Genomic DNA, 22,978 nt, shown 5'->3' with positions numbered 1-22,978 from the left:
TTTATTTATGATTTACCCAGATCAATTGGTTTGCATCAATATCAAGGCTCTCAACAAATCCGATAAACTGCTGTCTAACCTGCTCCGAGACTTCTGGTGTGCGCGATAATAACCAGACATAGTCGGTTGAATATCCAACCACAAATGAAGTCTGGTAATCGTGCGAATCCTGCGCAGATGGCTCGTCATGCTCCTGCAGCTCAGCAATCACATAAGACATATAAATCGGACCAAAGAAAGATACCTGCAAATGGCCAATGTCTTTGTCACTAACAAATTTTGCTTTTCCTTCGGCGCTCTGCCACTCACCGTCCTGTTGATCATAACCGCGATTAACGACCACCACCGTGCCATCCTCCGCTAGAGAGTAATTCGCGGTTACTTGCTCCAGGCCACGTTCAAAGGAATGATCGAGGCGGGCAACTTCGTACCAGGTGCCCAGATACCTTGGCAGTTCAAAATCGGTTACTGGCTGCACCCCCTCGGGCACACTATTACAGCCGGACAAGGCCAGTAAGGCGCTAAAAGCCAGAAGTTTAAGCCTAACCATTAACACGTCAACGCTTACATTTGTTTATCAAGACGGACGATACCGCCCTGTAAATAAACCATTCGTACCAGGTCATCCTGGTGAAAAACCATACTCGGATCAAAATCCTGGACCACCATAAACTGGCCATCCTGTTCGGTTTCCACCATGATTTCCACCAGGCGAATGGTACGGGTTTGATATTGCGGGTTATGATTAGAGGCCATGCTGCCGCCAATAATCGATCCCAGGATAGTGGTGGCAACACGGCCACTGCCGCCACCAAACTGATTACCGATGGCTCCACCAATTAAGGCACCTCCAAATACTTTCCAGCCATGGTTACGATCTTCGATCAGCTCCTCACGAGAAATATCCCTAACGCTCAGCACCTGGCCGAATAATACTTTCTCCACCGGAACCGCTTTGTTGCGCTCATATTGAGCATAACCAGGCAGGCTGAACATTAATCCAGCCAGGATCAATAGCCAAATCCAGGGTTTCATAACAAGCTCCTTAGAAACATGGGCGTGAACAGCAACCGCATTTGCGGTAGTTACCAACTCCAGCCCTGTTTTTCTTTCGTTTTACGAATTTCAGTTTCATCTGCCCACTCAACGATACCAGACTCAAGATCCATCAATCGCATCGTAAACTTGTAGTAAACATCGGACTTATCCTTATTGGATTTAACAATGCTCGACAGGTTGCCATACAACATGTATTCAGCACCGGTTTGCTTGCCAAACTGCACCGCTTTGGACGGGTCCACCAATCCACCTTCATTTTGAAATTCCAGTTGTTTGCTTACGTCCTGAACCCGCGACATATCGACAAAGCGAAATTTCCCGGAACGTAACAATTTAGTGGATACTGAATCGGTTATCGATTCCGTATCGATATGCTCAGAGGTTTTGTTTTTAATGCGCTCAACATACATGACCGGACGACCATCTCTGGTTAGTTCATTCACTGCTACCGATTGTAATAATGAATCGGTCATTTCGGTGGCAATGGTTTGCAAATCCGTGGAACCGAAACTCAAATCCGTGGTTTCCACTTCCTGAGCATCACCATAACTTACCGTAGCCTTATTGGAGCACGCGCCCAGCGACAGTACTAACCCGATACTAATCAAACTTAACGTTAGTGTTTTCATGTTTCTTCCTTTTAGTCGTCGAATTTATACACTTCTTTAGGCACTTCACGTACATAAAGACTAAATTTATCTACATTTTTAACGGGCGCCATGGCTCGTAACATCACACTTTGCTGACCATGCAAAGCAACCGCTTTCCATGGCGTTTTTCCCGGTTCGATGACAAAACCATCGGCATCATACCAATAAAACTGATACTGAAGATTCTGAGTCTTATCATAGGTACTCAATAATTGCAGGTTTACTTCGAGAAAGTCATTGGTTTTTCTCGACTTAACGTCGGCAATCTGTACCCTCTTAGCAAGATCTGGATTGTTTACTTTCAGGTACTCCTGATAGTTATCGCCCTGAGTCATTGGTTCAGTACCAATCCCCGATGTATCCGGTTCCGAGGCACACCCCGCCAGCATCAGTAGCGGTAGTGTCAGTAAAAAAAAGTTGCGCATAAACATACTCCTAATTATAGGTTAGAGGTGATATAGCCAATATAATTCCCGGTCACGGTTAACTTAACCAGGGTGATTCGATTTTCTTTTACTTCTACATCAATAAGTTGTTGCTGACCATTGTAATCCACCTCAATGGATTGCTTACCAACACCTAAAGGTTGGCGTAGTACCTGAATCTGTTGTGGCAGGGTCAGCCAGGAACGGGTATCGGCGCGTTCCGATGCGATGTTGTACAAACTGGCGAGGATATTGCCAACATCACCACCGGACCGTGCCGCTTCCTGACGGATTTCTTCTTTCGCAAATATCCGCAATACCTGCCTGGCCACCATTCCCGGCATTTGCTCATATAATTGAAACTTCGCCAAAGGTAACAACTCCAGCAGAGGCTCTGCGGTTAATACCTGTTCGCCCTGACGTAACTGCACCTGCGCCGGAACGGTGAATTGCCGTGCATGGTTATAGGAAGGTAATGACAAGGAATAAAAACGCAGTCTGCCACGGTGACTGGTGGGTAAGTTGATACTGGCATCCTCACGGGGCATGATTTGCCCCAACTCGATGACAACAATAACATCGCCTATACCATTACTTTGAAGGCTTTTAGGCTGATATTCCCCATAACGTTGATTGAATCGGACAATATCATCCTGCATAGACAGGCGCTGCGCCAGACGTTGCACATCGTTTATCAGCACTGGGTTGTCCGGATAGATCTCTAAGGCCCGTTTGTAATCAATATAGGCGTCGTTCAATTCATTGCTGGCTTCATATAAAACGCCGGACAAATAGAAAGTGTAGGCATTTTGAAAGCCGCTTTTCACATCGGCAAGTGTTGACTCCATATCCGGAAAACTGGAATACAGACTAGACTCGGGCACATCAGCTTTTTGCAGGGCATCGCTTCGAGCCTCGTCAAGTTTATCCTGATTCTGTTTTAGCGAGTTTTCCTGGACAATGTTGGCGCGGCGGACCTCAACCAAGGCACCTTCCCTATCGCCTTGCATCAGGTAATTAATCGCCTGATAAGAATGCATCATGCTTTGTTCGTAAGCTGGGATCACATAAGGTAAGGCATTATCATTGCTTAATAGCGCACCAGCCTGATTTAACGATTCACTGATGCGAATTTTTGCCTGTTCATTGGTGGTTTTTACATAGTCATAAGCTTGCTCAAACGCTTTTTGACTGCTGGACCAATCATTGGCAAGAAACGCGAGACGACCCGCTTCCAGTTGACTAAGGGCGTAACTGTTTTCGGTTTTCGATCGAACAATCAGTGTCGACTGGGCCTGCTGCAGTTGCCCTTGATCGATATGGTTGCGCACCGGCAACATTTGTTGTGCATAGCCACTAAACATATCTGACAACTGCATGCCGGCACAGCCAACAAGCATCACTGTCATGCCCGATGTGATGAACAAATAGCGGAATCGGCGTTGCCTGAAATAGTCGACCAATGGCGCAAAAATTATTTTCATAACCCTAAATTAATCACATTCGCCGAATAATTTCGACAAGTTTTATTAATTAAGCAACTAAATCCAAAGGATTAATCGCTTTTATTAAGGTGAAACTAATTTTTTCTTGCCAGTTTTTCCTGTTTCTTCGTAACCGCCAGGGAAAATTCCCAGGGGTGGAGAATTCTCCCTTTCAGGTCATCGGCCGGGAAAATAATCATTGCCAGATCATCTTCTTCCATGCCCGGTATCCATTTCTCCATTAGTTCATCAAACGACAATGCCTTGGGTTGGCAATCGGACCATTCATCGCTCGCCCAGAGCCTTGCTGTTTCTTCACTAGGCCAGAACGGCACCAGGTCTTCATCGCCATCGGTGAGCATCACACAACCATGCTCATCAATTAAAATCCAGGTTTTGCGATCGCTCATCAAACGGTTCATAAATAATTCAAAGCGTTGCTCAGAGGACTGCTTCTGCGACTGTAACTCTAGTTCTTTACTCATCTGTTCAACCTCAAAATCGTGTGCTGACCGCATTTGCCAGATTTTCGATTAATTGTTCCGTATCCTGCCAACCAATGCATGCGTCGGTAATACTCTGTCCGTAAGTTCTGGCTTTATTATCGACCAGATCCTGACGCCCTTCCAGCAAATGACTTTCTACCATTACCCCAAAGATAGAACGATTTCCGGCAATGATTTGCTGCCCCACGTCTTCCGCTACCAATAACTGGTTTTTAAATTGCTTGCGCGAGTTAGCATGGGAAAAGTCAATCATCACTTTTTCCGGTAAGTTCGCTGCGGCTAATTGTGCACAGATATCTTTGACACACTCGGCCTGGTAATTAGGCTCTTTGCCGCCGCGCAGGATAATATGGCAATCTTCATTGCCTTTGGTTTCAACAATGGCGCTATGACCCAGTTTTGTTACCGATAAGAAATGATGCGGTGCGCTGGCAGCACCAATCGCGTCAATGGCAATTTTTATCGTGCCATCGGTGCCATTTTTAAATCCAACCGGACATGACAAACCACTGGCCAATTCCCGGTGCACCTGTGATTCCGTGGTTCGTGCTCCGATTGCGCCCCAACACATTAAATCAGCCATATACTGCGGCGTGATCATATCCAGATATTCGCCCGCAGTTGGCAATCCTAAAGCATTGAGGTCCAGTAATAGCTTACGACCGATGCGCAACCCGTCATTAATATGGAAACTACCATCAAGGTAAGGATCATTGATCAGCCCCTTCCAGCCAACCGTTGTGCGTGGTTTTTCAAAGTACACGCGCATCACAATTTCAAGGGTATCTGCATAGCGACGACGCAGTTTTTCGAGACGCTCGCCATACTCCAGCGCTGCCTTAGGGTCATGTATCGAACAAGGGCCGATCACAACCAACAGTCGGTCATCTTCGCCGGCAAGAATCTTGTGGATTGCCTGACGCCCGTCAAAAACCGTCTTTGACACTTTCTCACTGGCGCGATAACGCTCCAGTAAGGCGACGGGTGGCAATAAGTCCTTTATATTATTGATTCTTACATCGTCAGTTTGATGAAACATGAGTACTTCCCTTGCGGTGCTATTGTATTGATTAAGAAAGGTGCTCGATACAATCAGAGTAATTACTCTGAAATCAAGACGTTAAATTTAGCAATCTTTATTTGCAATGCCAACTACAAATTAAGGCACGGGCAAATTAATGTTAAAATCTTGTCGGATCAGTTACACTATGCGGCAAATTTACTGGCCCTGAGTGAAAGCTGAGCAATTTTACTGGCTCAGGTTACACTTAAGGCCAATACTGTTTTCTAACGTTCTGATATCGTGACATTCTATGGTTAACAACTCCCTGCCACTTGTTGATTTACATCGTCACCTGGATGGCAATATTCGTCCAAAAACCATCTGGGAACTTGCTGAAAAAAATAACATCCCCTTACCCGCTGAGCGGTTTCAAGATTTTATTCCCCATGTAACCATCACCGATAAAGCAGGTGATTTACTGGAGTTCCTGACTAAGCTGGATTGGGGCGTCAAAGTATTAACTTCCCTCGATGACTGTTATCGAGTTGGCTATGAAAACGCCGAAGACTTAAAACTGGCTGGTATTGATTATGCCGAGCTTAGATTTTCTCCCTACTATATGGCAATGAATCATCAATTACCTGTTGCCGACGTCGTTGAAGCCGTTATCAATGGTGTGCAGCAGGGTTGCAAAGATTTCGGGGTGCAGGCTAAGCTCATTGGAATTTTAAGTCGTACCTTTGGTACCGAAGCCTGTCATCAGGAATTACGGGGTTTACTTGCCCATCAACAGCATCTGGTTGCTATTGATCTTGCCGGTGATGAGTACAATCAGCCTGCGGAAAAATTTGTCGAGCATTTTAATCAGGCCCGTGCCAGTCACCTCCAGGTTACCGTGCATGCCGGTGAGGCTGCCGGCCCCGAGAGTGTCTGGAATTCGATTAACCTGTTGGGTGCCAGCCGCATCGGTCATGGGGTAAAGAGCCATCAGGATCCATCCCTGATGACTTACCTAAGAGATAAGCAGATTGCGATTGAATCTTGCCTGACTTCAAATTATCAGACCGGTACAGTAGAAGATTTGGCTAAACACCCGATCACCCAGTTTTTGGCTGAGGGATTATTGGTCACATTAAACACCGATGATCCCGCGGTAGAAGGCGTTGAATTACGCCACGAATATCAGTTGGCGCAGCGTTTATTCGATTTAAGCGACGCGCAATTAACGCAAATTCAGGAAAATGCACTCAAGGCAGCATTTCTCAGCGATGAAGAACGCCGAGCCCTGCGAAAATTAAAACAAAGCAAATTAGCATAAACCTTACAGCTTACAGCTTACAGCTTACAGCTTACAGCTTACAGCTTACAGAACATTATTCAACCAACTTAAAAGAGAACCAACCTATGGCAACTCCACATATCGAAGCAAAACCCAATGACTTTGCCAAAACCGTTTTAATGCCCGGCGATCCCCTTCGCGCCAAATTCATTGCCGAGAATTTTCTTGATGATGCCAAATGTGTTACTCAGGTACGTAATATGCTTGGTTACACGGGTACGTATAAAGGTAAGCCAATTTCAGTGATGGGCTCCGGTATGGGTATCCCTTCCATTTCTATATATGCAACCGAGCTTTATAAGGATTACGGTGTTGAAAACATTATTCGTATCGGTAGCTGTGGTGCTGTTCGAGACGATGTTAAGCTGCGTGATGTGATCATTGGCATGGGTGCCTGCACCGACTCGAAAGTCAATCGTTCACGCTTAGGTCAACATGACTTTGCTGCCATTGCCAACTACGAATTATTAAATAACGTTGTAAAAGCCGCCGATCGCCTTGGCAAACCGGTACACGTTGGCAACGTATTCACCGCAGACTTGTTCTACACGCCCGAGCCTGAGCTGTTTGCAAAGATGGAAGCAATGGGCATTCTTGCCGTTGAGATGGAAGCAGCAGGTTTATACGGTGTCGCCGCAGAATACGGTAAAAAAGCACTGGCGGTGTTTACCGTTAGTGATCATATCAAGACCGGTGAACAAACCACGTCCGAAGAAAGACAGACAACCTTTAAGGATATGATGGAAATCACCCTGGAAAGTATTCTGTAGTGGTTATGAACATCAAATCCCTGTTGTTAACGTCCGCTGTTGCTTTGGTTGCGACAGCTTCCAACTCAGCCTTGGCAGCTTCGGGACAGTCGAGCACTAATGGTGAGCAACAAGTATCTGAAGCGCCGATGGTGTCGATTAACACCCATGATGCTTTCTTTGCGTCCATTAAAGCTCATTGTGGAAAAGCGTATACTGGCAAGATCACCGTTGATAATTCCGATGGCGGTGGATTTGCAGGTAAAGAATTGATCATGCACGTCAGAAAATGTAATGACAGGCAACTACAAATCCCCTTTCATGTTGGCGACGATGCATCCAGAACCTGGTTAATCACCAAAACAGGCTCAGGCTTGCAACTCAAACACGATCACCGACATAAAGATGGCTCCAGCGATAAATCAACCATGTATGGTGGACATACATTGGACGCTGGCTGGGCCGAGATGCAGTCATTTCCGGCCGATCAATACTCCAAAGAATTGTTTGTTGAGCTAGGCATTCCGCAATCAAACGGTAATACCTGGCAAATGTACATTTACCCAGACAAATTTACCTATCGATTAATTCGCCAGGGACGGGAATTTCGTGTCGATTTTGATTTAACTAAACCCGTTACACCACCGGCGGCCCCCTGGGGTTATACAGACTAACATCTTGCTAGCAATGGACTGCTAATCAGGCGTTATACCAATCACATTAAGTTTGTGCAAAACTCAGAGTTAGTAATAATTTATTGGGATTGGTATTAATTGATTGAAAGTAAATCTGGAAACGCCTGGGCAATGAGCCTGACGTTATCGGGATCAAATTTCACCGTCGATACCTGCTCCATATTTACCGGCGTTTCCTGCATGAATAGTTTGCTGAAATCCACTTTCAGCGTGGTAATTTGATCAAAAAAACCAGAGTCATTAGCAAGTGGCACAGTGACTCTGGTATAGCTCTCATCGAAGCCAATGTGATAGACAAGGGGTATCGATTTTTCATTGCTGGTTAGCCGCCCTTCTAACAGTAAAAATTTATAGCCAACCTGCCAATTCCAGGCCATGCGACCATTGGGATCAAGGTCACCAGAAAAAACGATACTGCCATTTGCGTCCGGATCGACGCCGATTCCCAATTCAATACGATCGTACTCATTGAGTGCCACATCTTTCAGGACAATATCAAAATAACCTTTATCATTATCAAAACGCAGCAAATGATAACTATCCGGTTGCCGGTATGTTTGCTTTTTACCAATTAAATGAATATTGGAGATAAATAACTGCAAATCCCGAATCAGAAATTTGCCTGGCCCACCCGGATTTTGATAACGCAGGTCATTAAACACAAGCACCTGCTCTCCCATATACGGGTAAAACCTCAGGGTGAGAGATTTTGGCGACTGTAATTGCCAGGTAATACCGGCGACTACAGCAGCGAGAAGTAAAGTAGTTAACAAAGGTATGGTTTTAGTCATGGTCTGAACCTCGATTAAACGGATCAGAAAAGTCCTCGTTGGTCAGGAAGTCCTCGTCAGTGAGCGTATGCAAAAAAGCGATAATCGCTTTCATTTCGGTTTCGGTTAAATTCAAACTGACCGACTGGATATCAACTTTCTCCCGATTATCCGCTTCAATGATTAGCGGGCTCAGCGTTTGGCTCATTTTTATACCACTATTATAGTGTTCCAATACTTGCTCAAGAGAGGCAAATCGGCCGTCATGCATATATGGCGCCGTCACGGCTATATTACGTAGCGTTGGCACTTTAAATAAGCCTCGGTGGGCATCATTGCCGGTAAAAGCATACAAACCGTCCTGTAAATGCTCATCATCATCCAGGCCATTGTTACTAAACCCATCGAAGCCGGTTGCAAAGCCGGCGGTCAGGAACTGACTATGGCAATCGATACAGTTACCACCCCGCAATGACACTTTAGTATCTGGATGCGCCATAAACAGCTTGCGACCATATTCTTCCTGGTCTGATAAGCTAATCTCACCACGCAGGTATTTATCGTATTTTGAATTTGCCGATATCAGTGAACGCTGAAAGCTGGCCAGTGCTTTGGCCGTATTTTCGGGCGTTATCCGTCCATAAGCGTTTCTAAACAAAACAGGATAACGGTCATCCTGCTTCAACTCTTCCATTAACTCATCGAGATCCTGATCCATTTCATCAACATGTTGAATCGGTAACAACGCCTGTTGTTCAAGCGAGGCAACCCGCCCATTCCAAAAAAAATGGCGCGGTCCCCACATCAGGTTAGACAGGCTCATGGAATTAAAAGGCAGCGCTCGCTTCGATGCCCCAATAGCCCGGGGGAGTCCATCGGTAAACGCCAGTTCCTGCTTGTGACAGCTGGCGCAGGAGATTTCATTGTTACCGGATAGCAGCGGATCATAAAACAACCTGCGGCCAAGCTTGACGGATTCGTAAGTATAAGGATTGTCCTTGGGTATCTGGAATCGTCCAAAAACAAAGGGCGCCGTGAATTCCACTGGGGTGGTTACCGGCGGATCGTTAGCTATTTTCCAGAAAGTAATGCCGGCTAAAACGATGAGTACCGTTATCACCGACATAATGACCTTAACCATACATGCACAACGGCCTGTTAAATCTTACAGGCCAACATCCCTAGTGGTGATGTACAAATCCGGAACCAAACAGGCTTTCAATATTATCGATTCCCTTCTGGTATTTATCTTTAAAGTTAACGGTGGCCAGTTTCTCGCCACTTTTTAAATCATGCACGGTAACCGAATGGGCGTTAACCTTGGCAATGAAATCAACATCTGTGGGATCGTTATCTTCGGCATTACCAAGATTCAACAGGTTATTTTGTACCGCGATCAATTCACGTCCCGATGCTGACTTATAAAAGATAATATGATGAGCTCCGGGTTCAGTTTCAATATCGGCACCCGAAGACACAAGATCCGGAAGTTTTTGTAAATCATAGCGTTTTACCACTCCCGGAACGGCATGACTGATAAACATCTCGGTTTCATTGCCATAAAATTCAAGTGGCACGCCGGTCCCTGCCGTTGCGCCATCGTATAATTTTTCAGGCTTACCAAAGGTTTTATCCGCCTCGTTATATGGAATTTTCCAGGTTTCAAAACCAAACATTGTATTTACCAACACGGCTGGTTCAGCGTCAGGCACAATACTGGGGCGAACAAAAAGCACCTCTACCGGCGACGACGGAAACCCCACAGGCTTGCTATCTTCAATGACAATATTTTCTATCGGTTCTAATGTATTAAGATCAATAATGGTTACCGCATTACCAACCCCGGTCGATAAATCAGGATGGACCGTAGATGTCACAACCATTCGATCGCCATAAGCCGAAATACCATGAGGATATAATAGATACGGTTCACCTTCATCCAGTTGCGATTTTCTCGCCTCTATTATCTTAATGATTTCGTTCGATTGCGGATCAAAGACACCGATAGACCCGGCATCTTCCTGACTGACGCCAGTACCACCCATAAAGGTGACAAACATATAGTTTTTGCCATTCACCGAGTGCCACATGATGTCTTCGCCGACTTGTTGCCCTTGCGTATCAAGGCAATTGACACCGGTAATTTGCGGCTCAGCCTGTGCGTTTCTAACCAGGCCAATTTCAGCGAGACTGCATTCCGTGCCAAGACCGGTAGCATAAAGACGGCCATTGGGACTGTAATACAGGTGGTGTAAAGGCGCATCATATTTAGGTAATGGGTACTCATAGATGATATTGCCAAAATCTTCTGACTCAGGATCGAGCTCTACAATGGCAATACTGTCTTTGGTATCTAAGGTTGGTAAACCCGATAAAAGCACCACTGCCTGGCTTTCTTCGGCATTACGGTCCGCATCAGGCTGTGAACTATCTGTTGCCGCAACGGTAGATTTATCCTGCGCTTGTTGCTCCGGTTGGCTGACCTCTTCGGCGCCATTTTTCTCTTCGCTACAACCATAGACCATTAACGTCATAGCCATTGCAAATACAGGGATTAATTTGTTCATAACGATTCCTTAAAGGCATTTCGATGACACTATTGATCCCGCTCCACCCTCATTTACACAGAACAATAGTGATATAAACTCGGTCATACCTCAGGAGTCAGTTCGCCAACAAATTAACCGATAACGCTTTCGCCACAGTAAAACATTGTATGTCTGTTGATACGGATTTTCACTGATATATCATTCACTTCTATTTGCTTAAATGAATTCAAGACAGAAGCTACCGGTGCCAGGGTACGACCATAACCGCTAAGTATAATCACTAATCCAGAATTGTGTTATTTAAAGAATTTCATGCGGTTACCGGCATTAATCCAGTTCGGTGGTAATCACAAAGGTTTAGCTGTGGTGGAAATGCCTAATCTAAACGAATAAGAGGTTTTAAGATTAATGGCATTGTGAAAATCAAGGGGTCAGAGTCACAGACTCTGACCCCTTGATTTTCAACAGATACAAAAAAGCCAACCCGTCGGTTGGCTTTCTAAAACACATTCTTAGTTAACGATTAGAAAAAGCTAACTTTGAACTCTGCACCAACAAAGCGCTCTTCATTAACGATTGCCGTGTTGTTGGTAAAGTCGACCGCACCGATAGCTTGTTGCTCATCGGTCATGTTTCTAACGAATAATGACACATCGTATTCCTGGGCATCAGTTTCCCAGGTATAACCTGTGCGCGCACCGCCTTCTAACAGAGATTTACCGGTAAATTCTTCAGACTCGTATAAGAAGAAGCTGATGTCATCACGATAAGACCAATCGGTGTAGGCATAAAATTCACCGTCACCAATCTCAATGGCATAGCGTGCAGTCAGGGTGTAAATCCACTCTGGAGCATGCGGCAGGCTGTTACCATCCACAATAGCCTGGCCATTTTCGTTCAAAGGATCCGTTACCGTACACAATGCACAAACCGGCACTGACAATGAATCATCATTCAACTCGGTGTTGTTGTAACTAACGCTTGCCGTGATAGCAAAGTTGTCGGTCAACATAAACTCTGAATCAACTTCAAAACCATAACCAACGGTTTCATCGGCGTTTAACAAACGCGCTGTGTTGCTGTCGCCACCTACAGAGGTTAACTGCTGATCATCCATGGTGTAATAGAAAACTGAGGCATTTAAACGACCGCTGCCGTCAAGAATGTCAGATTTAACACCGGCTTCATACGATATAATGGTTTCAGAATCGGCAACAGAAATACCTTCATCAAAAGCAAACAGTGAACGACCCTGAACACTTGGTGCACGGAATGTGTCGGCAATGCGCGCATAAAGGTTTACATCATCTGTTAGTTTGTGGCTAACGCTGATATCCCAGCTAACATGGGTATCACTTGGGTTCACAGAACCGCTTGCTTCATCTGGGAAGCCTAAGAATCCAAGAGGTGATTGCGTACGTTGGTTACTATATTCTTTTTCATCGTCGGAATAACGAATACCAAAGGTCGCTGATGTGGCATCAGTAAAGTCATAATCGAATGAACCAAATACCGCCCAGGCTGTAGTTTCCTGTTCCTGGATTACGTAACCGGTCTGCTCACCATTACTGAAAATTGGATCATAAGCGAAACTTTCGATGGTTAAATCTTCGCTGAAATAAAACGCACCAACCTGATAGTTGAATGCACCCGCCAGGTTGCTGGTCAGGCGAAGTTCCTGAGTGATTTGCTGGTGATCCGGAATACCATCAGCAGTTTCTGAATCCAGGGTAATGACACCAGGGCCCATGGTTGGCGCAAATGCGTTACCATAACCACCGTCAACATCGGCACGTGAATAAAGCTCAGCGCTTTCATAGCCAGTAATCGAGGTTAACGTATGATCGCCAAGCTCAAATTCTAATTTCAGGCTTGCACCTTCAGTCTCAACTTGTTGAGTGGCTCGAGACGCTGAATCATGCCATACGGTATCGCGGCCATCCCAGCCTTCACCACCTAAATCGTTAGTGCCTGGTTTGATGGCATTGGCATAAAACGTCACTGGCTTACCGTCCAGATCACGCATGTGGTAATTAAGCAAAGCCGTCCAGTCATCACCTTCATATAAAAACTGGATACGAGCCGCCTGATCGGTGTAACCGCCTAATACGTCATCCTGTTCGAAGCCCGGAGCTTTGTTATCGATATAGTCGTCTCTGTCTTGACGTAATACAGAAATACGGGCAGATAGGTTATCGGTCAACCCACCGCCAATAGCGGCACGAAAATCGCTGGTTGACTTACTACCGTATGAAAGGGAAACGAAACCGTCGAAATCCTGAGAAGGTTTTACCGAATCAAACTTTACCAATCCAGCTGGTGTGTTACGTCCAAATAACGTACCTTGCGGACCACCAAGGACTTCTACGCGCTCAACATCAAATACCGGGAAACCTTTCAAAATAGGGTTTTCCTGGACAACATCGTCAACAACCAGAGAAACCGGCTGTGAAGCATTCAAATCGAAATCGGAATTACCTAAGCCACGCATGTAGAATCGTGGGAAGGTACGACCAAACGATGATTCAACACTAAGGCTTGGAACACGGGCATTTAAAAAACGAATGTCCATGGCAGCTGAAGAAATTGCATCCAGTTTCTCACCCTGAACGGCGGCGACGGCAACAGGAACTTCCTGCACATTCTCAGTTCGTTTACGGGCAGTAACTTGAATTACTTCAAGTTTTGAAGAGTCGAGCTTTTCGCCCTCTGCTTCTGCTATTGCTGGGGTTGCTGCCAAAGCGGCAAAAGATAATATCGCGCCATTAATACTCATTGCCAGAGTATTTGGTTTGAAGGTTTTCATTGGTTGTCTCCCTGTGACATTAAATTCAGCCCGTGTTTTTATCGATTGTATCGGGCGAACGACGGCATAATTTACCGATTACATTCAGTAACGAATGATAACCGATATTGACGAAAATCGTTACCTTTTTATGCCATTAATAGGGATTTAAACGACGTTCCATACTCAGGAGACTGTAAAGCAAAGATGTCAGCGATCGTCGCACCAAGGTCTGCAAAGGTATCGCGCTGCCCTAAATCAATACTCTTCATTCCAGGCGACCAGGCGATAAGCGGCACGAATTCGCGGGTGTGGTCACTACCATGCCAGGTGGGATCACAACCATGATCGGCAATTAAAAACAGATAGTCATCTGCATTCAGGCGTGAAAAAATTTCAGGTAAACGGCTGTCAAAATACTCCAGTGCCTGACCATAACCGATTGGATCGCGGCGATGACCGTAATCTTGATCAAAGTTTACCAGATTGGTAAATATCAGGGTGTTGTCAGTGGCTTTGTCAAATTCCACCAACGAGGCATCGACAAGCTGGTCTAAGCCGGTGGCTTTGACTTTATGGCTAATCCCCTGATGCGCAAAAATATCGGCAATTTTACCGACGCTGACGACAGTTCCGCCATTATCATGCAGGGTATCCAACACGGTCGGACTTGGCGGTAATATTGAATAGTCACGACGATTACCCGTACGTTGAAAATTACTGGCATTATCACCAACGAATGGCCTGGCGATAACCCGGCCGATGTTCAGGTCCATATCATTTAGCAATTCCCTTACCTGCTCACAATAATGATAAAGGTTTTCCAGTCCAAAGGTTTTTTCATGGGCTGCGACCTGAAAGACACTATCCGCAGATGTATATAATATCGGAATCCCGGATTGCATATGTTGTTCGCCAAGTTCGGCGATAATGGTAGTTCCCGATGCATGGCAGTTACCGAGCCCGCCCTTAATACCAGTGCGGATTGCGATTTGTTCCAGTAATTCTGCTGAAAATGAGTTCTGTTTATCGCTGAAGTATCCCCAGTCGAATAAGACCGGCACCCCCATCATCTCCCAATGACCACTCGGCGTATCTTTACCCGATGATATTTCTGCCGCATGGGCATAAGCGCCAGAGCTCGCAATCTGCGGCTTTATCGGCAACTCAGCACCTGAAGCGGCCCATGCTGCCTCAAATAAACCAAGCTTGCCTAAATTAGGTAAGGCCAGCGTCCGTCCTTCCTGCTGCAAAAACCGTTGTGCCAGGTTAGCAAACGTATTGGCACCCACATCGCCAAACGCTTCTGCATCAGGAGCCGCCCCAATACCAAATCCGTCAATTACCATTATCATTGCCCGAGGCATAACTTTCTCTCAATTTACTGCACACAATAACCAGTATAGTAATGTTAATAAGGCCATATTGTAAGTTCGATGCACGACGAACGATTAGCTTTTGAGCAAATTATTCATCAAAGGTGCAAAATGACAACAAACTCACCGCTAACGTTATAATTTATTAACATTTTGCTAGTTTTTAGGGCAAAATAAGCGATACTATTTGCATCGATTTTTTGATTTTTGTCGCATTTTGTCTATCAATCACCTCACCATAATCGCCGTCGTTGGAGCATCAGCCTCCGGTAAATCCCTGTTTGCGAAAACGATATATAACGAGCTGATCGGAGAGTTGGGTCAGGACAGTATGACGATTATTAACGAAGATTCTTACTATAAATGCCAGGACCATCTTCCATTCGAAGAACGGATTAAAACCAATTATGATCACCCTTCGGCGTTTGAACATGATTTGTTAAAACAGCATTTAACCCAGTTAAGTCAGGGCCAGATGATTCACGTGCCCGTGTATGATTACAAGCGACATACACGCAGCAAGGAAGAAGTTGTTCCGGTAAAGCCGGCAAGAGTGGTGTTAGTTGAGGGTATAATGTTATTTACCTGCCCTGAACTACGTAAGCGCTTCGATATCAATATTTATATGGATACACCGTTGGATATTTGTTTATTAAGGCGCATAAAAAGAGATTTACAGGAACGTGGTCGAGACTTTTCTTCGGTGCACGATCAATATCATTTAACGGTTCGACCCATGTATTTTCAATACATTGAACCATCCAGAAATTACGCGGACATAGTGATAACCCGAGGCGGCCGAAATCGGCGCGCCCTGGAATTGATCAAAGCAAAAATACGCGAACTGGTAAAGGAAAATTAACAGTAGAGATAGGTAAACCATGGATTTTACGACCCTTAGAGCATTAGCAGGTATATTCATTTTGTTGGCAGTTGCCTATCTGGTATGCCGTGATAAGAAACACATTAACTGGCGTACTGTTATTGGTGCCCTGTCCCTCCAGGTATCGCTAGGTGCTCTGGTGTTATACGTGCCGTGGGGCAAAGATGCCCTGATATCCGTTTCCAGTGCCGTCGATAACGTAATCAGTTATGGCAAAGATGGCATTAATTTTCTCTTTGGTGGTCTGGGTACTGACGCCATGTTTGAAAACGGCGTTGGTTTTGTGTTCGCCGTACGAGTGTTACCTATTATTGTCTTTTTCTCTTCTCTGATCTCGGTACTTTACTATCTTGGCATCATGGACAAAGTCGTGAAGCTTATTGGCGGTGCCCTGCAAAAGTTTCTGACTACCTCTCGTCCGGAATCATTATCCGCCACAGCGAATATCTTTGTTGGCCAAACGGAAGCACCATTGGTGGTAAAACCTTTCCTGCCAACTATGACCCGTTCCGAGTTATTTGCGGTAATGGTCGGTGGTTTAGCATCCGTAGCCGGAGCAACTTTGGCCGGTTATGCAGGCTTAGGAGTGGAGTTAAAGTATCTTATCGCTGCAAGTTTTATGGCCGCTCCGGGTGGTCTGCTAATGGCAAAACTGATCCTGCCGGAAACCGAGCAGGCAAAAAATGATCTAGAAGATCTCACACATAAAGATCAGCATGATGATAGCGTTAATGTTATTGATGCTGCCGCAAATGGAGCAGCCAAGGGGTTACAACTGGCGCTGAATGTGGGTGCTATGTTGATGGCATTTGTTGCCTTGATAGCCTTGCTTAACGGCTTATTAAGCTGGCTTGGGGGTTGGTTCGGTTATGATCAGTTATCACTGCAGCTGATACTGGGTTATCTATTCCAGCCTGTGGCTTATATATTGGGAGTTCCCTGGTCAGAAGCAAATATCGCCGGTAGTTTTCTTGGCCAGAAAATTATCGTCAATGAATTTGTCGCTTACGTCGATTTTATTGCTAATAAAGACAGTTTAAGCGCTAATACCCAGGCGATTATCACTTTTGCACTTTGTGGCTTTGCTAACCTGTCATCCATTGCGATATTGCTAGGAGGTATCGGTTCCCTGGCGCCAAATCGCCGCCCTGATATTGCCCAGTTGGGGTTAAAAGCGGTACTTGCGGCAAGTTTAGCGAACCTGATGAGTGCGGCGATTGCCGGTGTGTTTATTTCTTTGCAGTAATATTAAGGCTTTTCATTATGTTTGACGACAAACCGTATGCAGCTAAGCTTGCCATCGCGTTGATGGATTTAACCAGCCTGAACGATGATGATACGCCGGATAATATTGCCAAATTGTGTCAACAGGCAAGCACCATTACCGGCAATACTGCTGCTGTTTGTATATACCCTTCCTTCATAAACCAGGCAAAAGAAGCTTTGGAGAACACCGATATCCAGATAGCCACGGTCGTTAACTTTCCATCCGGTAATGGCCAAATCGATATGGTGGTCAGTCAGACCAATCAGGTTATCGAGTATGGTGCCGACGAAGTCGATCTGGTGTTACCTTACCGTGCTTTGATGCAGGGAAACAAGGATACCCCGAAAGCGATGGTCGAACAGGTAAAGGCGGCCTGCGGTGATGATGTATTGTTAAAGGTCATTATCGAATCCGGGGTATTAGAAGAAAAGGCCTTGATTCAAAAGGCCAGTGAAATCGCCATAAACGCCGGGGCCGATTTTATCAAAACTTCCACAGGAAAAGTTCCGGTTAATGCCACCCTACCCGCCGCATCAGCAATGTTGGAAGTGATATCGGTGTTAAACCCCGACGTCGGATTCAAGGCTGCTGGAGGCGTTCGTACCCTTGATGATGCCATCAGCTACATGAACCTGGCAGCGGAATTATTGGGTAGCGGTTACCTCAACAAACAACAATTTCGCTTTGGAGCCAGCGGCCTGTTAACGAATCTGCTTTGGGAACTTGGTCATGAAACCGGCGCTCAACACGCCACTTATTAATCATTATTCTAACCAGCATCTTTGACTGCGACTCAATGAAAAGGACATGTATGAGACAATATAAAAAAAGGGTATTGAGTACGTTATTCGTTACCAGCATTTTTTCAGCCAATAGTTTTGCCGACACCAATCAGACTAAAGCTTCGCCAGCCGCTGTGAAAAACATCATCATGGTTGTTGCTGATGGCATGGGGCCGGTTTACCCGGTGCTATATCGAAACTTCAAAGACGATCCAAAAACCAATCGCGTGGAAGAAACGGTTTTCGATCGGCTGCTGGTGGGTACAGCCGCTACGTATCCTCACATAACCTCAGGCTTTGTAACTGATTCAGCCGCAAGTGCCACCGCATTAGCAACAGGCGTCAAAACCTATAATGGTGCAATTGGCGTTGACATCAATAAAAAGCCATTATTGACGGTACTCGAGTACGCTAAAATTCAAGGCATGCGAACCGGCCTGGTATCGACGTCGCAGATCGTTCACGCAACACCCGCATCGTACATTGCCAAAAACGAAAGTCGACGAAATTATAATGACATTGCCGATGACTTTTTTGACAATCGCGCCGAAGGAAAAATTGTGGCCGATGTGATGATAGGCGGAGGCGTTGATTACTTTATCCGTGATGATCGTAATCTGGTGCAGGAGTTCACCGACTCAGGCTATCAATACGTCGACACATTTCCCGGGTTGTCAGTATTAAAACCCGGATCACAAACCAATGTGCTGGCGCTTCTCGCCGATGTCGCCCTGCCTGCTGCCATGGACTCTGAATTTGATACCCCGTTACTAACCATGAGTAAGGCTGCTATCGAGCAACTAGAAAATAACCAACATGGTTATTTTCTGTTGATCGAAGCAAGCCAGGTAGACTGGGCCGGGCATGCAAATGATATCGCCTATGCAATGGCGGAAATGGAGGATCTGGCAACCACGATGAGTTATCTGGAGTCTTATGTCCAACAACACCAGGATACCCTGGTGGTGCTAACCGCCGATCACAATACTGGCGGTGTGAGCATAGGTGCCAAAGGTAAATATCAATGGCAGGGAAAATGGCTAAAGAACCTGAAAATGAGCCCTGCAGAAATCGCGCGCACAATCAGAGAGGATGCGATATCAAAATCTCAAATTGAAGCTTTACTGGGCTTTAGTTTAACCGAACAGCAAGCCAAAGATTTACTCAGCGCTGAAGATAACAAACACACCTACATTAAATTAAAAGCGATTCTCGATCAGAAGACTCATACCGGCTGGACAACAGGTGGCCATACAGGGGTTGATGTTCCGGTTTACGCCACGGGACCTGGCGCAGAAAAGTTTTTCGGTCATCAGGATAATACCGATATAGGTAAACAAGTATTCCAGATACTCAACCACAAAGATTAACCGCAATAACACCTATTCATCAGACAATCCCTGTAAGTAAAAAAGGGCCTATACAACAGGCCCTCCAACTATCCCTTACAGCCCTAAAGCCTTAGAGCCTTAGAGCCTTAGAGCCTTAGAGCCTTAGAGCCTTAGAGCCTTAGAGCCTTAGAGCCTTGCAGCTTATAGCTTGTTTTACTCTACTTGCGGTTTTAACGAAACTCTCAGTAATAAGTAACCGACAATACCGCTGAGCAGGGAACCGATAATAATCCCGATTCTCTCATCAAACAGTTTATCCATGCCCCCCATTTCAAAGGTCAAGGACCCGATAAACAGACTCATGGTAAAACCAATACCGCAAAGTGCTGCGGTGCCATACAACGCGGTGTAATTCATACCCGTCGGCAGACGCGTCCAGCCGGCTTTGATGGCCAGGTAACAAAGTCCAAATACGCCAACCTGTTTACCTACAAACAAACCTAAAGCGATCCCTAACGGGACGCTGTGCATCAGCTGTTCCGCCCCTACCCCGGAAAGATTAATGCCGGCATTCGCAAATGCAAATACAGGTAATACCATAAATGCGACAACGGAGTGAAGATCGTGCTCCAAGCTTTTCAGTGGCGAAAAGTTTTTACGGGTTGCTGATTTAAGAGGGATAAATAAAGCAACTATGACCCCTGACAAGGTTGCATGGACGCCGGATTTTAACAAGGCAACCCACATCACCAATCCCACCATCATGTACAGGCTTCTTGCCTCTATTTTGTAACGATTGAACAGGTACAAAATTGGGATACAACTGGCCACAACCATCAGGCTGACAAATGAAATATCATCGGTATAAAAGCAGGCGATGATAATGATTGCACCGATATCATCAAAAATTGCCAATGAGGTTAAAAATACTTTTACGCTACCCGGCACTCTTGAGCCGAGTAAACTTAACACCCCTAGCGCAAAGGCGATATCCGTCGCTGCCGGAATGGCCCAACCCTGGCGCAACATGGGGTCGTCATAGTTAAAATAGACGTATACCAATGCCGGAACCAACATCCCACCGATGGCGCCGACACCCGGTAAAATAATATTTCGGCGATCACTTAATTCGCCTTCAATTAATTCTCGTTTAAGCTCCAAACCGACGAGAAAGAAAAATACCGCCATTAATCCATCGTTGATCCATAACAATAATGGCTTGGCTACCTCCAATGGACCAACGATTACCGCAACGGGTGTGCTTAGCAATAAATCGTAATAAACACGCAATGGTGAATTGGCAAAAATCATTGCCAACACCGCTGCAAATATCAGGATAATACCGCCTGACGTTTCCAGTTTAAAAAAACTTAATATAAAGTTTTCCTGTTGGTCATTATTCGCTTGAGTCTGGATTTCTTTCATACCTGACCTGCATACTCCTTATACAAAATTGGGAAACCGGATCGGAAAAATAATTGCTAATTTTGACACCAGTTCGGTGTAAAGATTCAGATCCAATCCCTGATATGGTCATTTCAGCGGTCATTTTCAATCCCTGAAATTAAAGTTTCATCATCGGCAACGGATTAAATGGATGTTTTATAAACCACTTTCCCGCTCGCCTGGCCAGGCTTTTATGAAAACCGGCATTGGGAAACGCATCCTGGACAGAGTCGATGAAAGCTTTATCGATCCCAAAACGAAACAATCCATGGGAGAAATCTACCAAGTCTCCACGTCGAAAAACCTCAACCAACGGCATCGTCTCATCAACATACTCGCGGACTTTGTGGTGTTCACTAATCATTCTGGCAATCTCATCACCCCAGTGCTGCAACTGATTGTCCTGCAGATATTGCATGGCTGGTGGTATCGATGGTTCGATATAGTCAACGGTATTTTGCAGCCAGATGCCAATATCATGGAACGCTGCTGCTATATATACTTTTCGTTGTTCATCCTCGTCCATATCGCGCAATGCCAGGCAAAAATGCACCATGCGATAAACGTGATTACGATATCCGGTATAATCTTCAGCAATGATGTCCTCATAGCCGCTTAAGATGGTGTCAAGTTGGTCAATATGCCGGTTGATTTTCATGGCCGATAACCTCAAATCTCAAAGCTATTTGGTGTTCTGCAACCCATAGGCGAAAGTGAATGCCTTAGGTGAGTTCCCCTGTCGACGATATAAATTTAGTATTGCTACGGCCTCCGTCAATAAAGGTGGCTGAGTCATGTTGTGGTGCCACAAAACCAGGCTCGCCTGTGGCAAGGGTACAAACCATTGCTTGCGGTTTTTAATAAAATTGCGGTGCTCTGAGTGATAGACAAACGCAGATAGTGTATCCAGCGATTGCCATAAAGACAGGTTGGCGATCATTAGCGGATCCTTCAGCACACCCAGCGTCTGGCTGTTCGACTCGTCGTCGATAAAACGCCAGATAAATCCATTGCTGCGTTCCGCTATGTTATTGATTTGATCAAGGTGTGACGTAAAGCCACTCATTCGTGAGTCAGTTAAAGGCCAGCGGGCCTTTGCAATATTCAGCTGTGCAATTGCCATATACAAACGTAATCAGAGTCAATGATTGGTATTAAGTATCTGTTTATCTGGCTGTAACGCAAATTAAAATGAGGACTTGTTGACCTTGGCTGGGCAATTATTTAGTAACGGTCAATTATATAACTAAGGCGTTTCGTAACTGACAATACGCTGGAACCCCGAATTCGTCGAACTGCTAGGTTTGTTCAGTAAGCAAAATCGGTTGCCGATTAACGCGATTACCAACCAGGTGCGAAATGCCGGTAAATAACAGGATGCCAATTGCATCGGCAATCACATCTTCGATATCCATGGTACGGGTTGGGAAATAGCTCTGACTGAACTCCTCAGCGAGAACAAAGATACTAACCAGCAAAGTGCCCAGATAAATAGTGACACGACCAAAACTAACGGTTTTAAGCTTCAGCGAAATGTTAGCAATAAAGGTGAGAAATCCAAAGATGAACAGGTGGCCGAGTTTATCTCCATAGGGAGTAGCTGCCGCCCATTGAAACAGTATATGACTCTGGCCAATATTGGCGAGATAGATAACCCACAACACAAAGCCAAAGAAGGCTACAGTGAAAATTGCCACAAACCTGTACAAAGCGCTACCTCTACCGCCAATAAAAACCTATTTTGATACACGTTCGGCAACCTGATACCAATCATATTAAGTTTGTGCACAACTCAGAGTTAAGGCAGAGGTTCAGTTACAACATAGATTTCATTGATATAGTCATTCTATATTAATGAAATATAGGGCAGTAAATGGGC

General features: G+C 45.3%; 23 protein-coding genes. 7 read left to right on the top strand and 16 right to left on the bottom strand.

The window, feature by feature from the left end; all coding sequences use genetic code 11:
- Position 1 precedes the first annotated feature (1 nt).
- From E8M12_RS15220 to aroG, 7 genes are all read right to left on the bottom strand, one after another.
- Positions 2–550: a lipocalin family protein gene (locus E8M12_RS15220; protein ID WP_136737123.1), complete on the bottom strand. Its 549-nt coding sequence runs from the start codon at positions 548–550 to the stop codon at positions 2–4.
- 14 nt (positions 551–564) lie between these two features.
- Positions 565–1,035 carry an outer membrane lipoprotein gene (locus E8M12_RS15215; RefSeq protein ID WP_136737122.1) on the bottom strand — a complete coding sequence of 157 codons (471 nt, stop codon included), beginning with the start codon at positions 1,033–1,035 and terminating at the stop codon, positions 565–567.
- A 50-nt stretch (positions 1,036–1,085) separates the two neighbouring features.
- Positions 1,086–1,688, bottom strand: a complete 603-nt coding sequence (gene lpoB / locus E8M12_RS15210) for a penicillin-binding protein activator LpoB (RefSeq protein WP_136737121.1) — start codon at positions 1,686–1,688, stop codon at positions 1,086–1,088.
- A gap of 11 nt (positions 1,689–1,699) precedes the next feature.
- Positions 1,700–2,134 carry a YcfL family putative periplasmic lipoprotein gene (locus E8M12_RS15205; protein WP_136737120.1) on the bottom strand — a complete coding sequence of 145 codons (435 nt, stop codon included), beginning with the start codon at positions 2,132–2,134 and terminating at the stop codon, positions 1,700–1,702.
- A 14-nt stretch (positions 2,135–2,148) separates the two neighbouring features.
- On the bottom strand, positions 2,149–3,618 hold the full coding sequence (locus tag E8M12_RS15200) for a COG3014 family protein (protein WP_246034184.1): 1,470 nt from the start codon (positions 3,616–3,618) through the stop codon (positions 2,149–2,151).
- 95 nt (positions 3,619–3,713) lie between these two features.
- Positions 3,714–4,103, bottom strand: coding sequence for a DUF2750 domain-containing protein (locus E8M12_RS15195; RefSeq protein ID WP_169303159.1), 390 nt, complete (start codon positions 4,101–4,103; stop codon positions 3,714–3,716).
- Positions 4,104–4,113: 10 nt separating this feature from the next.
- Positions 4,114–5,163, bottom strand: a complete 1,050-nt coding sequence (aroG, locus tag E8M12_RS15190) for a 3-deoxy-7-phosphoheptulonate synthase AroG (protein WP_136737118.1) — start codon at positions 5,161–5,163, stop codon at positions 4,114–4,116.
- 274 nt (positions 5,164–5,437) lie between these two features.
- On the opposite strand from aroG, the gene add reads away from it, so the two are divergent.
- From add to E8M12_RS15175, 3 genes are all read left to right on the top strand, one after another.
- Complete coding sequence (add, locus tag E8M12_RS15185) at positions 5,438–6,445, top strand: adenosine deaminase (RefSeq protein ID WP_136737117.1); 1,008 nt, start codon at positions 5,438–5,440, stop codon at positions 6,443–6,445.
- A gap of 86 nt (positions 6,446–6,531) precedes the next feature.
- Positions 6,532–7,236, top strand: coding sequence for a purine-nucleoside phosphorylase (deoD, locus tag E8M12_RS15180; RefSeq protein WP_136737116.1), 705 nt, complete (start codon positions 6,532–6,534; stop codon positions 7,234–7,236).
- Positions 7,237–7,241: 5 nt separating this feature from the next.
- A complete protein-coding gene (locus tag E8M12_RS15175; RefSeq protein WP_136737115.1) occupies positions 7,242–7,889 on the top strand; it encodes a hypothetical protein in 648 nt (215 codons plus the stop codon).
- Positions 7,890–7,984: 95 nt separating this feature from the next.
- Here E8M12_RS15175 and E8M12_RS15170 read toward each other — a convergent pair whose 3' ends face one another.
- The 5 genes from E8M12_RS15170 to E8M12_RS15150 all read right to left on the bottom strand — a co-directional run bounded on the left by E8M12_RS15170 (position 7,985) and on the right by E8M12_RS15150 (position 15,381).
- Positions 7,985–8,701 carry an MbnP family protein gene (locus tag E8M12_RS15170; RefSeq protein ID WP_136737114.1) on the bottom strand — a complete coding sequence of 239 codons (717 nt, stop codon included), beginning with the start codon at positions 8,699–8,701 and terminating at the stop codon, positions 7,985–7,987.
- The gene (locus E8M12_RS15165) at positions 8,694–9,821 is read right to left on the bottom strand and encodes a cytochrome-c peroxidase (protein WP_211245061.1); all 1,128 of its coding nucleotides are present in this window, start codon (positions 9,819–9,821) and stop codon (positions 8,694–8,696) included. The genes E8M12_RS15170 and E8M12_RS15165 overlap by 8 nt, the downstream gene beginning before the upstream one ends.
- A gap of 40 nt (positions 9,822–9,861) precedes the next feature.
- The gene (locus E8M12_RS15160; RefSeq protein ID WP_211245060.1) at positions 9,862–11,247 is read right to left on the bottom strand and encodes a selenium-binding protein SBP56-related protein; all 1,386 of its coding nucleotides are present in this window, start codon (positions 11,245–11,247) and stop codon (positions 9,862–9,864) included.
- A gap of 505 nt (positions 11,248–11,752) precedes the next feature.
- Entirely contained in the window at positions 11,753–14,035 is a 2,283-nt protein-coding gene (locus E8M12_RS15155) for a TonB-dependent receptor (RefSeq protein ID WP_136737113.1), read from the bottom strand.
- 128 nt (positions 14,036–14,163) lie between these two features.
- Entirely contained in the window at positions 14,164–15,381 is a 1,218-nt protein-coding gene (locus E8M12_RS15150) for a phosphopentomutase (protein WP_136737112.1), read from the bottom strand.
- A gap of 232 nt (positions 15,382–15,613) precedes the next feature.
- On the opposite strand from E8M12_RS15150, the gene udk reads away from it, so the two are divergent.
- The 4 genes from udk to E8M12_RS15130 are packed head-to-tail and all read left to right on the top strand — an operon-like array spanning position 15,614 to position 19,692.
- A complete protein-coding gene (gene udk, locus E8M12_RS15145) occupies positions 15,614–16,252 on the top strand; it encodes a uridine kinase (RefSeq protein WP_136737152.1) in 639 nt (212 codons plus the stop codon).
- Positions 16,253–16,271: 19 nt separating this feature from the next.
- Positions 16,272–17,519 (top strand): NupC/NupG family nucleoside CNT transporter, encoded by a 1,248-nt coding sequence (locus E8M12_RS15140; protein ID WP_136737111.1) that lies wholly within the window; start codon positions 16,272–16,274, stop codon positions 17,517–17,519.
- A 17-nt stretch (positions 17,520–17,536) separates the two neighbouring features.
- Positions 17,537–18,301 (top strand): deoxyribose-phosphate aldolase, encoded by a 765-nt coding sequence (deoC, locus tag E8M12_RS15135; RefSeq protein WP_136737110.1) that lies wholly within the window; start codon positions 17,537–17,539, stop codon positions 18,299–18,301.
- Positions 18,302–18,351: 50 nt separating this feature from the next.
- A complete protein-coding gene (locus tag E8M12_RS15130) occupies positions 18,352–19,692 on the top strand; it encodes an alkaline phosphatase (RefSeq protein ID WP_136737109.1) in 1,341 nt (446 codons plus the stop codon).
- 174 nt (positions 19,693–19,866) lie between these two features.
- Here the strand turns inward: E8M12_RS15130 and nhaA are convergent, their stop codons facing one another.
- The 4 genes from nhaA to E8M12_RS15110 form a co-directional block, all read right to left on the bottom strand.
- On the bottom strand, positions 19,867–21,078 hold the full coding sequence (gene nhaA / locus E8M12_RS15125) for a Na+/H+ antiporter NhaA (RefSeq protein WP_136737108.1): 1,212 nt from the start codon (positions 21,076–21,078) through the stop codon (positions 19,867–19,869).
- 139 nt (positions 21,079–21,217) lie between these two features.
- Positions 21,218–21,757 carry an HD domain-containing protein gene (locus E8M12_RS15120; RefSeq protein WP_136737107.1) on the bottom strand — a complete coding sequence of 180 codons (540 nt, stop codon included), beginning with the start codon at positions 21,755–21,757 and terminating at the stop codon, positions 21,218–21,220.
- A gap of 24 nt (positions 21,758–21,781) precedes the next feature.
- On the bottom strand, positions 21,782–22,222 hold the full coding sequence (locus E8M12_RS15115) for a DUF3291 domain-containing protein (protein ID WP_136737106.1): 441 nt from the start codon (positions 22,220–22,222) through the stop codon (positions 21,782–21,784).
- 175 nt (positions 22,223–22,397) lie between these two features.
- Complete coding sequence (locus E8M12_RS15110) at positions 22,398–22,796, bottom strand: VanZ family protein (RefSeq protein ID WP_246034183.1); 399 nt, start codon at positions 22,794–22,796, stop codon at positions 22,398–22,400.
- Positions 22,797–22,978 lie beyond the last annotated feature (182 nt).

The organism is Thalassotalea mangrovi, assembly GCF_005116735.1.
Classification (GTDB): domain Bacteria; phylum Pseudomonadota; class Gammaproteobacteria; order Enterobacterales; family Alteromonadaceae; genus Thalassotalea_A; species Thalassotalea_A mangrovi.
This window is presented reverse-complemented; position numbering and strand designations above follow the sequence as displayed.